At 57.3% G+C, this 14,023-nt stretch carries 15 protein-coding genes; 9 read left to right on the forward strand and 6 right to left on the reverse strand.

The window, feature by feature from the left end; all coding sequences use genetic code 11:
* Both Q7L55_09015 and xerD read left to right on the forward strand, forming a co-directional pair.
* Positions 1–156, forward strand: a 156-nt coding sequence (locus tag Q7L55_09015; protein ID MDO8732692.1) for an ABC transporter substrate-binding protein, incomplete at its 5' end; no start/stop codon positions are given.
* A 19-nt stretch (positions 157–175) separates the two neighbouring features.
* Positions 176–1,096, forward strand: coding sequence for a site-specific tyrosine recombinase XerD (gene xerD / locus Q7L55_09020; protein ID MDO8732693.1), 921 nt, complete (start codon positions 176–178; stop codon positions 1,094–1,096).
* Positions 1,097–1,108: 12 nt separating this feature from the next.
* On the opposite strand, the gene Q7L55_09025 is transcribed toward xerD, so the two are convergent.
* The 6 genes from Q7L55_09025 to Q7L55_09050 form a co-directional block, all read right to left on the reverse strand.
* A complete protein-coding gene (locus Q7L55_09025) occupies positions 1,109–2,293 on the reverse strand; it encodes an acetyl-CoA C-acyltransferase family protein (protein ID MDO8732694.1) in 1,185 nt (394 codons plus the stop codon).
* A gap of 143 nt (positions 2,294–2,436) precedes the next feature.
* Positions 2,437–3,105 (reverse strand): RluA family pseudouridine synthase, encoded by a 669-nt coding sequence (locus Q7L55_09030; protein ID MDO8732695.1) that lies wholly within the window; start codon positions 3,103–3,105, stop codon positions 2,437–2,439.
* Positions 3,092–3,886, reverse strand: coding sequence for a tRNA (guanosine(46)-N7)-methyltransferase TrmB (gene trmB, locus Q7L55_09035; GenBank protein ID MDO8732696.1), 795 nt, complete (start codon positions 3,884–3,886; stop codon positions 3,092–3,094). The genes Q7L55_09030 and trmB overlap by 14 nt, the downstream gene beginning before the upstream one ends.
* Positions 3,887–3,977: 91 nt before the next feature.
* Entirely contained in the window at positions 3,978–4,826 is an 849-nt protein-coding gene (gluQRS, locus tag Q7L55_09040; GenBank protein ID MDO8732697.1) for a tRNA glutamyl-Q(34) synthetase GluQRS, read from the reverse strand.
* An 84-nt stretch (positions 4,827–4,910) separates the two neighbouring features.
* Positions 4,911–6,035, reverse strand: a complete 1,125-nt coding sequence (locus tag Q7L55_09045) for an FAD-dependent oxidoreductase (GenBank protein MDO8732698.1) — start codon at positions 6,033–6,035, stop codon at positions 4,911–4,913.
* Between the two features lie 148 nt (positions 6,036–6,183).
* Positions 6,184–7,116, reverse strand: coding sequence for a LysR family transcriptional regulator (locus Q7L55_09050; protein ID MDO8732699.1), 933 nt, complete (start codon positions 7,114–7,116; stop codon positions 6,184–6,186).
* 121 nt (positions 7,117–7,237) lie between these two features.
* Here Q7L55_09050 and Q7L55_09055 point away from each other — a divergent pair, with 121 nt between their 5' ends.
* The 7 genes from Q7L55_09055 (at position 7,238) to Q7L55_09085 (ending at position 14,018) form a co-directional block, all read left to right on the forward strand.
* On the forward strand, positions 7,238–7,936 hold the full coding sequence (locus Q7L55_09055) for a pirin family protein (protein ID MDO8732700.1): 699 nt from the start codon (positions 7,238–7,240) through the stop codon (positions 7,934–7,936).
* 78 nt (positions 7,937–8,014) lie between these two features.
* A complete protein-coding gene (locus tag Q7L55_09060; protein ID MDO8732701.1) occupies positions 8,015–8,425 on the forward strand; it encodes a DoxX family protein in 411 nt (136 codons plus the stop codon).
* 42 nt (positions 8,426–8,467) lie between these two features.
* Positions 8,468–9,001, forward strand: coding sequence for a flavodoxin family protein (locus Q7L55_09065; GenBank protein ID MDO8732702.1), 534 nt, complete (start codon positions 8,468–8,470; stop codon positions 8,999–9,001).
* A complete protein-coding gene (locus tag Q7L55_09070; protein MDO8732703.1) occupies positions 8,967–11,573 on the forward strand; it encodes a patatin-like protein in 2,607 nt (868 codons plus the stop codon). The genes Q7L55_09065 and Q7L55_09070 overlap by 35 nt, the downstream gene beginning before the upstream one ends.
* A 394-nt stretch (positions 11,574–11,967) precedes the next feature.
* Complete coding sequence (locus Q7L55_09075) at positions 11,968–13,353, forward strand: integrase family protein (protein MDO8732704.1); 1,386 nt, start codon at positions 11,968–11,970, stop codon at positions 13,351–13,353.
* Positions 13,354–13,395: 42 nt separating this feature from the next.
* Positions 13,396–13,719, forward strand: coding sequence for a type II toxin-antitoxin system RelE/ParE family toxin (locus tag Q7L55_09080; protein MDO8732705.1), 324 nt, complete (start codon positions 13,396–13,398; stop codon positions 13,717–13,719).
* Positions 13,716–14,018, forward strand: a complete 303-nt coding sequence (locus Q7L55_09085) for a putative addiction module antidote protein (GenBank protein MDO8732706.1) — start codon at positions 13,716–13,718, stop codon at positions 14,016–14,018. The genes Q7L55_09080 and Q7L55_09085 overlap by 4 nt, the downstream gene beginning before the upstream one ends.
* Positions 14,019–14,023: the final 5 nt, after the last annotated feature.

Raw genomic sequence — 14,023 nt, forward strand, 5'->3', positions numbered from 1 at the left:
CGCAAAGCGCTGGAAGATCCCGCTGTGCGCAAACGCATCGAGGAAACCGGCTCTTTCATCGTTGCCAATACGCCTGAGCAGTTTGCCGAGCAGATCAAAGAGGAGTTTGCCGTCTACAAAAAAGTGGTGGATGTGGCCAAACTCAAACTCGATTAAGCAAATTTAAACAAACCAATTGAGCCTTGAGACGGATGTCCAGCATCCTGCGATTCACCCTCACAACCACATAGACAGCTTCATCGACGCGCTTTGGCTCGAAGATGGCTTGTCCAGGAACACGCTGGAAGCTTACCGGCGTGACCTGGAGCAGTACGCGCAGTGGCTGGGTGAACAAACGCAAGGTCTGGACGATTGCGCAGAATCTGACTTCAACGCCTATTTCTCAGCCAGACACAGCGCCACCAAAGCCACCTCGGCGAATCGGCGGCTGACGGTTTTTAAACGCTACTTTCGCTGGGCGCTGCGCGAGCGGTTCATCACTGCCGACCCCACCCTGAAGCTGCAAGCCGCCAAGCAGGCCCTGCGCGTTCCCAAAACAATGACCGAGGCTCAGGTGGAGACATTGCTGGAAGCTCCCGATACCGACACTTATCTGGGCCTGCGCGACCGCACCATGCTGGAGTTGATGTACGCCAGCGGGCTGCGGGTCAGCGAACTGGTGACCTTGAAGGTTTTCAATGTCAGCATGAACGAGGGTGTGCTGCGCGTATTGGGCAAAGGCAGCAAGGAGCGCCTGGTGCCCTTCGGCGAGGTGGCGCGGCAGTGGATAGAGCGCTATCTAGCCCATGCCAGAGGGCAGATTTTGGCAGGCCGGCAAACGCAGGATTTGTTTGTCACCCACCTGGGTGCAGGCATGACACGGGTGATGTTCTGGATGATCGTGAAAAAGCACGCGCTTGCGGCCCACATCACCACCCCGCTGTCGCCGCACACCCTGCGGCACGCCTTTGCAACGCATCTGCTCAACCATGGCGCAGATTTGCGCGCCGTCCAACTGCTGCTCGGGCATGCCGATATTTCAACCACCACCATTTACACCCATGTGGCACGGGAGCGCTTGAAGAAAATTCACGCCGTGCACCACCCGCGCGGGTGATGCCGCTTGAATTTAGAGGCGCTCAAAAATCGCCGCAATCCCTTGTCCACCCCCAATGCACATGGTCACCAGGGCGTAGCGGCCTTTGATGCGCTGGAGTTCGTACAAGGCTTTGACCGTGATCACCGCGCCGGTCGCACCAATCGGGTGACCCAGCGAAATGCCCGAACCATTCGGGTTGACCTTGGCGGGGTCGAGCCCCAGGTCTTTGGTCACCGCGCAGGCTTGCGCCGCAAAGGCTTCGTTGGCTTCAATCACGTCGAGGTCGTTGACGGTCAGGCCGGCCATTTTCAGGGCCTTTTGGGTCGCGGGCACCGGGCCGATACCCATGTACTTCGGGTCGACACCGGCGTGGGCATAGGCCACCAGGCGTGCCAGCGGCTGCAAACCGCGTGCCTGGGCGACGCTTTTTTCCATCAGCACCACCGCGGCTGCGGCATCGTTGATGCCGGAGGCATTGCCAGCAGTCACGGTGCCGTTTTCCTTGATAAACACAGGCTTCAGCCTGGCCATGTCGGCCATCGTGCAGTTGGAACGAAAATGCTCGTCAGTGGCGTAAGCCACGTCGCCTTTTTTGCTTTTCAGCATGATGGGGGTGATTTGCTCGGTGAAGTAACCGGCCTCGGTGGCGCGCTGGGCGCGGTTATGGCTCTCGACCGCCAGGGCGTCCTGCATCTCGCGGGTGATGCCCCACTTGGCGGCGATGTTTTCAGCCGTCACACCCATGTGGATGGTATGAAAGGGGTCATGCAGTGCGCCGACCACCATATCGATCATTTTGGTATCGCCCATGCGAGCACCCCAGCGGGAGGTGAGTGACGCATACGGACCGCGGCTCATGTTCTCCGCACCGCCGCCAATCGCCACGTCTGCGTCACCCAGCAAAATCGACTGACTGGCCGAAATGATGGCTTGCAGGCCCGAGCCGCAGAGGCGGTTGACGTTAAAGGCGGGCGTGCCCTCGGCACAACCACCGTTGATGGCCGCGACGCGCGACAAGTACATGTCTTTCGGTTCGGTGTTGACGACATGGCCGAACACCACATGGCCGACATCCGCACCGTCCACCTGGGCGCGTTTGAGGGACTCACGCACCACTTGCGCCGCTAACTCGGTGGGTGGGATGTCTTTCAGGCTGCCGCCAAAGGTTCCAATGGCAGTGCGCACACCGCTGACAACTACAACTTCACGGCTCATGACGGTCTCCTAAATATGATGGATGGATGATGGGGAAAGCAGGGCAGAAGCGTAAATTATCCACCTGTTTGCCATCAAACATCTTACAGCGTCCGCGATGTCGCAACAGTGTGTAAATGGTCTTAAATGGCGCCAACATCATCCTAAAACGGCACTTCACTGCTCATGGCCATGGCTTCATGCGTGACTGGATGAATAAAGGTCAGCACGCTGGCATGCAGCAGCAGGCGGTTTGATGTGGCTGCAACGGCTTCGCTCGCATACAGCGCATCGCCCAAAATCGGGTGCCCCAGTGCTTGCAGATGAACGCGGAGTTGGTGTGTCCGGCCCGTCAGGGGCGCGAGTTCCAGGCGCGTCGTGTCAGCGGCGGTGTCGTAACTAAGGACACGGTAGCGGGTTTGGCTGGGTTTGCCGTGTTCCAGATCAATTTGTTGAACAGGGCGGTTGGGCCAGTCGGGTGCGATGGGCAGGTCAATGAGCTGCCATTCTTGTTTCAGCGCTTGCGACGGCGTATCTTGCACACGCCCAGCTACGACGGCCACGTAGCGCTTTTGCACGGCACGGCTGGCAAACGCCATGCCCAGGCTGCGCTGCATGGCCACACTTCGCGCCATCAGCAGCAGACCGGACGTTGCCATGTCCAGCCGATGCACGATCAAGCCCTCAGGGTAGATGCGTTGCACCCGCGCGCTCAGGCAGTCTTGTTTGTCGGCACCTTTGCCGGGGACGGACAGCAAACCGCCGGGTTTGTTCAGCACCAGGAGGGTGCTGTCCTCGAAAACAAGGTCTACAGACAGGTCAGATCCGCTCAAACACCACATCCCACACACCATGGCCGAGCTTGATGCCCCGGTTTTCAAACTTGGTCAGTGGCCGGTAGAACGGTTTGGGCGAGTAGCCAGATAAAGCCGCATCGGCCAATGGGTTTGCCTTGTTTTTAAGCAAGGGCTCTGCGCTAAGCACCTGCAAAATCTGCTCCGCATACGGTTGCCAGTCGGTCGCACAGTGGATGTAACCGCCCACTTTCAGGCGCGTTGCCAGTTTGGCAATCAGGGGCGATTGGATCAAACGCCGTTTGTTGTGCCGTTTTTTATGCCAGGGATCGGGGAAAAAGATGTGCACACCGTCCAGGCTGCCCGGTGGCAGCATGTGGTCAATCACCTCCACGGCATCATGCGAGATGATGCGGATGTTGTTGATGGGCTGATCGGTAGCCTGGCTGTCACCTATGCGTTTGAGCAGCGCACCCACGCCCGGCTGATGCACTTCGCAGGCCAAAAAACGAGTATGGGGCATCAAAGTCGCAATATGCGCCGTCGCCTCACCCATGCCGAAACCGATCTCAAATATGACGGGAGGTGTTGTTTTGCCTGCACCTGAGGTGTCATTTTCAGTGGTAGCCGGCATATTTATTGGCCAGGATGCTGCAAAATCTATAGCTTTTGGCTGAAAGGGGAGAAGATACTGATCCCCCAAATCCACAAACGCCTTGGTCTGCCCCGTGGTGATGCGCCCCGCGCGGCGCACGAAGCTTTTGATGGTCTTGAGAAATTTGGGCGGGGAGGCGCTATCGAGCGCGACATCGGCTGCGATGGATGCAGTGGCGTTTGGCGCGACATCAGTGTGTGTGGGGTGGGGGGTAGATTCAATCACAGGGGATATTGTAGGGAACTGCATGAGCAGCTCAGCGCAGCCGCTGCCAACCAAGTGTCCAAGCCGACAGCGCAGACGCCACGCTGCCAATCTGCGGCGGCAGGCCCAGCACCGCCGCCGCCGCATTCAGCGCTTGCAACGGCTCATCTGTATCCAGTGCCAGCGCGCCATTTTGCTTGGACAGCTTCTCACCGTCTGCAGCCAGAACCAGCGGCGTGTGCAGGTACTGTGGGGTGGGCAGGCCAAGCGCGCGCTGCAGGGCGATTTGCCGCGGGGTGTTGTCAGCCAGGTCTGCACCGCGAACGACGTGGGTGATGTCTTGCAGCGCATCGTCCACCACTACAGCGAGCTGGTAAGCCCACAGGCCGTCAGCGCGCTTGAGGACGAAATCGCCGACCTGGGTATTGACATCTTCTGTCGTTAAAAATCGCCAAGCAGGTGGATTTGAGGTCTCTGACTTATGACGCATGCCATGGCGGCACGTCCCTGGGTAAATCAGTTCGCCATGACGCTCTTTGGGCTGTGGATCGGTTAGTGCAATCGCCTCTGCAATCTCTTTGCGGGAGCAGTTGCAGGGGTAGGCGAGGTGCTCGGCGATGAGCTGATCCAGCGCTTGCTGGTACAGATGACCACGCTGAGACTGGTAGACGGGAGGGGCATCGGGTACCAGCCCCAAACTGTTTAGCTGCTGCAGGATCACGCGGTCAGCGCCGGGGATACAGCGCGGCGTGTCAACGTCTTCAATCCGCACCAACCACCGGCCGCCGTGCGATTTGGCGTCCAGCCAGCTCGCCAGCGCAGCCACCAGCGAGCCCGCATGGAGCGGGCCTGTAGGGGAGGGGGCAAAGCGCCCGATATATGTCGTCGCCCCGCTTGCCACTGCGTGTGCAGCGCTGCTCCCCGAGGGGGCTAATTTCCCTTGAGGCGGCTCAGCGGGAAATTGCGCCCCCACGTGTGCTCCGTTTTAAGCAACGGCTAGTGCCAGCTCCAGCCCGGACACGAAGCCGTCTTCCACGCGATGACCCAGGCACCAGTCGCCGCAGACGCCAATGCCTGCCTTGGCGTCCCACAGGTGCGACTTGCCGACGGGCTTGGTGGTTTGGGCGTAGCGCCAGCGATGCACGTCTACGTGGGCGGGTTCGGCGCGGATGCCGGTGACTTCTGCAAAGGCTTTGAGCAGCTTGGCTTGTACACGCGGGGCATCGTCCTCGAGATGCTCGGTTGACCATGCGGGGTTGGCCTGTACGGTCCAGCGTTCCATCGTGCTGCGGCCTGGTTTGCTCGACTCGCGCGCTAGCCAGGCGATGCGGTGGTGCGAACTGCGCGCTGCGTTCCACTGCGGGCCAATGTGGGTCATGGTGGGCTGTACGGCCTGCGGGAAGGCGACCATCAGCGTCCAGCAGGGGGCGACTTTGACTTTGGCTATGGCCGCAGCCAGTTTTTCAGATTGCTTTGAATTTTGTAGCAAAGCATGCGCTTGCACGCTAGGGATTGCCAGTAAAACAGAATCAAAGCCGGAGTAGACGTGCTGCGAATCGTCTTCGCCCCTGGTGCGCAGTTGCCAGTGTTTGGTGTTCAACACGTCGCGTTCGATGCGGTTGACTTGGGTGGAGAGTTCAATGCTGGAAGCCGCTTGCAGCGGTTCTGCCCAGTGGCGGACCAAAGCATTCATGCCAGGTGCGGCAACAAAATGCGCTTCTCTGGCGGGCAAGCCAGCGGCGGTCACGCGGCCATGCTCGTCCAGCACGCGCACGGTGTTGGCGCTCCAGGCTTTGCATAATCCGGGAGCCGTTTCCAGAGCTCTGGCAAAGCGGGCATCGCGCACGGTGAAATATTGCGAGCCGTGGTCAAAACCGCCAAACGGCGTGCTGCGGGTGCTCATGCGTCCGCCGGCGTTGTGGCTTTTCTCAAAAACCGTCACCCGGTGGCCCGCCTGTACCAAGGTGCGGGCGCAGGCGATGCCGGAAATGCCGGCACCAATGACGGCAAAATGCTTTTGTTTCGGCGGGGAAGTGTTTGCGGGGGAGGGGGACGTTAAGGGCGTTAAAGACGTTGCGGGAGTCTTGTCCAAGCTTCGTTTGCGTTTCATGACCAGTTCTCCTAAAGTTGTCCTGACGGAATGGTGAGCCTACAGTATGCCCCCAGCCAGGGCGCATCTGACAAATAAATGCAAATTGCGAGGTGGGGCTTATACCGATACCCCAATACCACCCAATGCGGTTTGGCTTGAAGAGGCTTTAGTGCTGGTGCAGCAGCGCTGCGCGTGTAGACGTGCTTTCCAGCTGCGCCAGCCACCACTGCAGCGCTCGCCCCTGCTCTGGGGCGCTGATCGCGCGCCAGGCATAGCCCACACGAACCACCCGCTCGGGTCTATTAACAGCTTTAAGTACCAGTCGGCCGGTATCAATGTAGGGACGAGCCATACTTTCCGGCAAAAAACCACCGCCTAATCCGCGCAGATGAGCGTCCAGTTTGGCGCCCATGCTGGCCACGGTAAAAACGTCTTGCCCACCGAGAAGCCCGAAGGTCAGCCCAGCGCCGCGCTGCACCGAGTCGGCCACCGCCACGGCGCGGTGCTGAAGCAGCGTTGCATCGTCCAGTGGTTCAGGCGCGTTGGCGAGTGGATGGTGTGGTGCAACGGCATACACAAAGCATTGCGCCCCGAGTTGCTTGCTTAAAATAGCGGCATTGTTGCTGGACTCAACTGCTACACCCAAGGCCAGATCGGCCTGGCCAGATGTCAAAGCTTCCAGGGTGCCCGAGAGCGCTTCATCTCTGATCTTGACGCGGGTTGGCGGTGCCAAAGCGAAAAAGGCTTCGCACAACTCCATCACTGTGCCTTGCGAGATGATGCTGTCTACGGCAATGGTCAGTTGCGGCTCCCAGCCCGTGGCCACCCGTTTGACGCGGTGGGCGATGGCGTCGATATCCTGCAACAGACGAGCGCCTTCGCGCAGCAGCTCCGCGCCAGCGGGTGTGAGGCGAGCATTGCGCGAACTGCGGTCAAACAGCAGCACGTCCAGTGCATCTTCAATTTGCCGCACACGGTACGTCAAAGCACTGGGTACCAAGCCACTGTGCCTTGCCGCCGCCGCGAAGCTGCCGCTTTGGGCGATGTGCTGCAGCATTTCCAATGCATCAGGGGTCAAAACATCGCGAGGATTTTGCATGGAATATTATTTTTCATTCAAATAAATTGAATGATGCCATCAAAACCATTGCACCGCAAGACACGCACTTCGTCCTACATTACAGCTACAGGACAAACAATCCCAAAACAGGAGGCAGCACATGATCACCTTAAGAAAATCACAAGAACGCGGCTATGCCGACCACGGCTGGCTCAAGAGCTACCATTCGTTCTCGTTCGCTGGTTATTACGATCCAGAGAACATGGGTTTTGCCAATCTGCGCGTGATTAACGAAGACTGGATTGCTGCCGGCAAAGGTTTTGGCACCCACAGTCACCGCAACATGGAAATTGTGACCTACGTGCTGAGCGGCTCGTTGGCGCACAAAGACAGCATGGGCAACATCGAGTCGATTCCACCTGGTGATGTGCAGCGCATGAGCGCAGGCACAGGTGTGCAGCACAGCGAATTCAATCACGCCCCCAACGACACAACGCATTTATTGCAGATCTGGATCGAACCCAATGTGCAGGAAATCACACCCGGTTATGAACAAAAAACCTTTGCTGCGGCCAGCAAACAGGGTAAATTGAAGCTGGTTGCCTCACCCAATGGGGCAGACGGTTCGGTGACGATACATGCCGATGCAGCGCTCTATGCCGGACTGCTGGGGGCCGGCGACACAGCCAGTTTGGCGCTTGCACCGGATCACAAATGTTACGTGCACCTGGTGCGCGGTCAGCTCAGTGTCAACGGCCAGCGGCTGGAGACGGGCGATGCGGCGAAGTTGGTTGGGGAGAGCGCCGTGAGTCTCGCAGACGCGGTGGATGCAGAGGTATTGGTCTTTGATCTGGTCTAACGTAATGGCCAGATTGGTGTGTTGTTGCTGATCAAATGATGGGCAGCGTTTTTTTAATCTAAAAGAAAAGGATTGGTTATGCAAACTCAATTGCAATCTATTTATTCATTGGTGGGTCGTCTGCTTTTGGCAGTGGTATTTTTGCCGGCTGGATTATCCAAAATCTCAGGGTTCGCGGGCACCGTGGGCTATATCACCTCAGTGGGCATGCCCATGCCCACCGTGGCTGCAGCTCTGGCGATTTTGGTCGAAATAGCCGGAGGCTTGGCGCTGATTTTTGGCTTTCAAACCCGAATTGCCGCTTTGGTTTTGGCCGCATTTACATTGGTCGCCAGTTTCTTTTTTCATAAATTCTGGGCTCTGCCAGAAGCGCAGCAAATGATGCAACAACTGATGTTTTTCAAAAATATCGGAATCGTTGGCGGTCTTCTGACTCTGGCGGCCTGGGGCGCAGGTGCCTGGAGTCTGGATGCCAGGCGAAGCAAATAAGTAAGTAAGCACATATTTTCAACTGACACTATAGGAATTAACATGTCAAAAACAGTCGTGGTTTATCACTCGGGTTATGGCCATACACAGCGCTTGGCGCAATTTGTGGCTGAAGGCGCAGGTGCGCAACTGATCGCTATTGACGCAGAAGGCAATTTGACCGACGCGCAATGGGCCGATGTCGATGCGGCAGATGCCATCATCATGGGTTCTCCGACCTACATGGGTATGGTCTCCTGGCAGTTCAAGAAATTTGCCGATGTCACCTCCAAGCGTTGGTTTACGAGCGCCTGGAAAGACAAAGTCGCAGGTGGTTTCACCATTTCTGCCAGCCCCAGCGGCGACAAACTGTCCTCCATTCAATACTTCATCACTTTGGCGATGCAGCAAGGCATGATCTGGGTCGGTCAGCCATCATTGAATGACGGCACCATCAACCGCATTGGCTCCAACTCCGGCTTGATGGCTCAAGTAGGCCCTACCAGCCCTGCGGAAGACATCCCTCAAGGCGATCTGGATACCGCAAAAGCCTATGGCAAGCGTGTATCAGAAGTGGCGACCAGGTTGCACGGTTGATCCGCCAGACGTAAAACAGCCACCTTCGGGTGGCTTTTTTTATGTTTTCACGCTGATTTTCAGCATGAAGGATAAAATGATCACCGACTCTCCGGTGGAGCGGAGGGGGGAGTTTGCCATGAAAGAAAAAGAACTTCGGCTAGCGATCGTGTTCTTCGGAGGCGTCTCACTCGCCATCTACCAGCATGGCATCAACCGGGAAATCCTGAACCTGATCCGGGCATCGAAGCTCTATCACCGGAACCGGCAGGGCGAAGGCAGCGCTGTCCCTTCATTTCACAGCCGCTATCCGGACGAACCAGAGCGATCGACCGGAGACGTCTACCTCCAGTGTCTTGAGGCCATCGGGCAGTATCTGTCCCTGCGGGTCATTGTGGACGTCATCTCGGGATCGTCAGCAGGCGGCATCAACGGCATCGTGCTCGCCAGAGCCCTGGCACATGATCTTAGTCTTGCGCCGCTGACCAATATGTGGCTGGCGCAAGCCGACATACTCAAGCTGCTTGCGCCCGAGGCCCGGGCGCGGCTCTGGAGTAAATGGATTTTCTGGCCTTTCGTGCGGCCCATGCTGGCACGGCTCAGTCGTGAGGGTCTGCTCATCGGCAAGGTCGATGCCGAAATGCAGGAACGGGTTTCGGTGTTCCTTCGCTCGCGCTGGTTCAAGCCGCCCCTTGATGGCCGTGTTTTCACCACCCTCGTTCTGGATGGCCTGGAATCCATGGAAAAACCGGTTGCCTCCAGCGGATCCCTGCTGCCGGAAGACACCAGACTGGATCTGCTGGTCACGGTGACCGATTTCAGAGGTCTTGATCGATCGATCACCATTCACGATCCGCGGTTGATACATGAAAACGAGCATCGTCACCTGCTGCATTTCAGCCACGAGCACCGCAGAACAGGCTATCACCAAAGCGACTTCGATCTCGACAGTTTGCCCTCGCTTGCTTTCGCCGCCCGTGCATCAGCCTCCTATCCGGGTGCTTTCCCGCCGGCCCAGATACGCGAAATGGACGATCTGCTGGCATCCCTGCACCGGCCCTGGCCAACACGCCCACGTTTTTTTACGGGGAATTTCGGCGGATATCGTGAACAAGGCAAGAAACCGGAGGACGCGGTGCTGGTCGATGGCAGCATCCTCGACAACAAGCCGATCAGGGCGACCATCGAGGCCATCCGCACGCACAGCGCTTTTCGCGAGGTGGATCGTCGTCTCGTTTACATCGACCCCCATTCCCAGATGGATAAACCGGCTGCCAGCAGTGGTGTGCCGGGGTTTTTCGCGACCTTGCGCGGAGCGCTCTCTGACTTGCCGCGCAATGACCCCCTCTACAATGAACTGGCGGAACTTAGCCGCGAGAACAAGCAGACCGGGCGGCTGAAGGAAGCCATTGACAATTCCAGACCACAGGTTGAGGAAATGATTGTGAGCGCCACGGGGGGGCTCATCCGCGACAGCAACAATTTCACGATCAACGATGTGCGGCGTTGGCGCCTGAACTCGACGCGCCTCTTGTCCGGCACAGCGATCGTCTACAACGCCTGGATGCGCTCTCTGGTGCTGGAGGCGCTGGATTTCGTGGTCGGTCTGATCAACCGCGCCTGCCGCTTTGCCAAGGATTCCGAACCGGCGCACCGGGTTCAGGAAGCGGTCGAACAATGGGCCAGGAACCAGACGATACTCACCAGTTCCTATCTTATGCCGGACGACGTGCGCGAAAACGCCGACCTGCCCACGTTCGCCATGATGGTCCTCAACTTCGGAGTCGTCTATAAAAAGAGACGGCTGCACTTCGTGCTCAGCGAGCTCAATAATTTATATGGAAACCTTCCCGTAGAAGACTTCTGTTCAACCCAACCAGCAGATCTGGATCTGCTCAAGATCAAAATCCACAAACTCATAGACGAACTGTCCATTTACGACGATGGTGGTTTCCTGAGCGATCAGGTGATTGCCACGTGTCGTACGCTGTTCCAGGCGGATGTGGGACGAATGCAGGCCGACGGCGCTGCAAGCCCCAGCGATGCCGATATCTCCAGTCTGGTCCAGCGACTCGGCATTGAATGCGATCTGGCCCGCAGCATCGACGATGCGGACGCGGTGCTGTCATCGTCGCTGGTGCTCAATCTTGGGTCACGCTGTCGCAGCGCCATTCTCACTGCCTATCTGGGCTATTTCTATTGGGACATCCTGGTGCGTCCTGCGTCCGGCACCCTGACCCTGGATGCCGGACCCATCGTGGAGATCATGATCGATCGCATCAGTCCGGACGATGCAGTCAGTCTGACCTCGCAAGAAGCGACGAGGGTACTGCTGGGCGGAACCTTTGGCGGCTTTGGCGGCTTTCTCAGCCGCGCGACGCGCGAGAACGACTATCTGTGGGGACGCCTGCATGCCATCGATCGACTTTTCGATATTCTCGCCAGTACGGTGCCGGCGAGTGCGCGGGACGCCATCGATTTTCATGCCTTGAAAAAAACTGCATTTGAACGGGTGATCGAGGAGGAAGGCGGGCGGCTCAGCCTGATTCCCGACCTTGTGGCACGGCTGCGCGACGCGATTGCCGCCCTCTGAGCCAGAAAAGCCCGGGGCTCGATTTAAAGAATGCGTTTACATTCGCCGTTACGTTATATCGCACAGGCTATAAAAAAAGCCTGCTATAAATTAAATGGCAGGCTTCTCAATACTCATATGGGGTGGCTGATGGGGCTCGAACCCACGACAACAGGAATCACAATCCTGACTTTTTACTATTTCCCTTCGTTGATTAATGCCCTACAATCAATATAAATCAACAACTTAAAGATAAGCGCTGGACGTTATTACAGTATGAGTGTTGATTGATATTCGCCTAAATATGGGGATTTTGGCTACATGGTGGCTACATGGATTTTAAGGTTCTTCATTGGGAAGACTACTTGAAAACATGTACCGGTGGCTACATGGAGCGGCAATTAAGGGGTTAATGATGGCAAGACCAAAGAAAACCGATGCGCCCGACTTGGGCGAGGCGCAAGACCTGACCGCCGGATTAATCGAGCGCCTGACCTGCCCGGCTGGCAAGCTGCAAACCTTCATGCGTGATGCCAAAGCGCCCGGCCTGCGCGTGCGTGTAACCCCAGCCAGTGCCAAAAACCCCGATGGCATTAAGGCGTTTGTGTTTGAAGCCAAGCTCAACCGCCAGACCATCCGCCGCACCATTGGGGACGTGAGAGCGTGGACGATTGAAGCCGCCCGCACCGAGGCCAACCGCCTGCGCGTGAGCCTGGACGCTGGCGCCGACCCCCGCGAGGTGGAGCGCGACCGGCAAGCCGCCGCCGTCGAAAAGAAAGCCGCTGCTGTTGCCAAGGTGGAAGCCGACAAGGTGGCTGCCCTTACCGTGGGCGAAGTATGGGCTGCCTATATTGAAGAACGCCGCCCACATTGGGGCGACCTGCATTACCGCGACCATATCGACAAGGCCAAAGCTGGGGGCTTGCCGTCTGGCCGGCGTGGGGGTGGCAAGCAATTGACCAAGCCGGGGCCGCTGGCCGCATTGATGCCGCTGGCGCTCAAAGACCTGGACCAAGCCACTATCGAGGCGTGGGCTGCGAAAGAAGGCAAAACCCGCGCATCATCGGCCCGCCTGGCATGGCGTCTGCTGACGGTGTTTCTGACATGGTGCGGTGAACAATCCGAATATGCCGCCCTGCTACCTGCAAAGAACCCAGCCAAGACCAAGAAGGCCCGCGAGTCATTGGGGAAGGCTGGGACTAAATCGGACGTGCTCCAGCGTGAGCAATTGGCCGCTTGGTTCGCCGCTGTGCAACAGATACAAAACCCGGTCATTGCCGCTTGCCTGCAATTTATGCTGCTGACAGGCGCAAGGCCGGGTGAAGTGCTGGCGCTGCGCTGGGAGGACATCAACACCCAATGGAAGGGAATCAATATCCGTGACAAAGTGGAGGGCACCCGTGAAATACCTGCAACCCCGTATATGTTGCACTTGCTAACCGCCTTGCCAAGACGCAATGAATGGGTGTTTTCAAGCCCCACCAGTGGCACGGGCTGCCTAACTGAGCCCAATAACCCGCATACGCGCGCCTGCAAAGCCGCTGGGTTGGAAGGGTTGACCTTGCACGGTCTGCGCCGTTCGTTTGCCAGTTTGACCGAGTGGCTGGAAACCCCCACTGGCGTGGTGGCACAGATACAGGGACATAAACCCAGCGCGACCGCTGAGAAACATTACAAGGTACGGCCGTTGGAGCTTCTACGCGTTCACCATGAAAAGATTGAAGCTTGGATATTGGAGCAAGCCGGTGTGACGTTTGTTGCAGACAAAACAATCGGAAAGTTACGCGCAGTAGTGGCTTGAATAACGAAATAAAACACAGACAGTACTTTTTAAGATACCATTATGGAGATTGTTGAATATAACGACCCGGCAGGCAAAGTGCCTTTTCGCGATTGGCTTGAGAGCTTGAGCGACCGGCAAGGCAGGGCAAAAATCAGGGCACGGCTAGAGCGCGTTGCAGCGGGTAACTTGGGGGACTGCAGAGCGCTTAGGGCTGGGGTGATGGAATTGAAAGTTGATTTTGGGTCGGGCTACAGGGTGTATTTAAGCCGCCAAGGGGCAGTGATGGTTTTATTACTTTGCGGTAGCGATAAGAGCGACCAAGACCGCGCAATCAACCAAGCCATCGACTATTTGAACGACTGGAAACTACGAGGTAAACCATGAACGCGCCAAGACATACAAGTTACGATGAAACGCTTTTGACAGCGTTAAAAGACCCATTAGAAGCGGCCGCATACATTGAAGCGGTTATCGAAATGCAAGACCCCGCCGCATTGGTCATTGCACTCAGAAAAGTTGCCCAAGCGCACGGCATGGCCGAAGTAGCGCGTCGTGCGTCAGTGGGTGATAAAACGCTTTTTCGTGCTTTGAGTGAAAACGGAAACCCTACCTTAGACACTGTGCATAAAGTGCTGCATGCCGTGGGCTTGCGACTTAGCGTGGTGCCTGAACTAGCTCATTAAGACGA

It is taken from the genome of Actinomycetota bacterium, assembly GCA_030650795.1.
In the GTDB taxonomy this organism is placed as follows: Bacteria; Actinomycetota; Actinomycetes; order S36-B12; family S36-B12; genus UBA11398.

Excerpts from the sequence above, each read along its gene's own strand:
- Q7L55_09050 (MDO8732699.1), bottom strand. The coding sequence starts at position 7,116 with ATGCAAAATCCTCGCGATGTTTTGACCCCTGATGCATTGGAAATGCTG.
- Q7L55_09045 (MDO8732698.1), bottom strand. The coding sequence starts at position 6,035 with ATGAAACGCAAACGAAGCTTGGACAAGACTCCCGCAACGTCTTTAACG.
- Q7L55_09060 (MDO8732701.1), top strand. The coding sequence starts at position 8,015 with ATGCAAACTCAATTGCAATCTATTTATTCATTGGTGGGTCGTCTGCTT.
- Q7L55_09080 (MDO8732705.1), top strand. The coding sequence starts at position 13,396 with ATGGAGATTGTTGAATATAACGACCCGGCAGGCAAAGTGCCTTTTCGC.
- Q7L55_09075 (MDO8732704.1), top strand. The coding sequence starts at position 11,968 with ATGGCAAGACCAAAGAAAACCGATGCGCCCGACTTGGGCGAGGCGCAA.
- Q7L55_09065 (MDO8732702.1), top strand. The coding sequence starts at position 8,468 with ATGTCAAAAACAGTCGTGGTTTATCACTCGGGTTATGGCCATACACAG.
- Q7L55_09085 (MDO8732706.1), top strand. The coding sequence starts at position 13,716 with ATGAACGCGCCAAGACATACAAGTTACGATGAAACGCTTTTGACAGCG.
- Q7L55_09025 (MDO8732694.1), bottom strand. The coding sequence starts at position 2,293 with ATGAGCCGTGAAGTTGTAGTTGTCAGCGGTGTGCGCACTGCCATTGGA.
- Q7L55_09055 (MDO8732700.1), top strand. The coding sequence starts at position 7,238 with ATGATCACCTTAAGAAAATCACAAGAACGCGGCTATGCCGACCACGGC.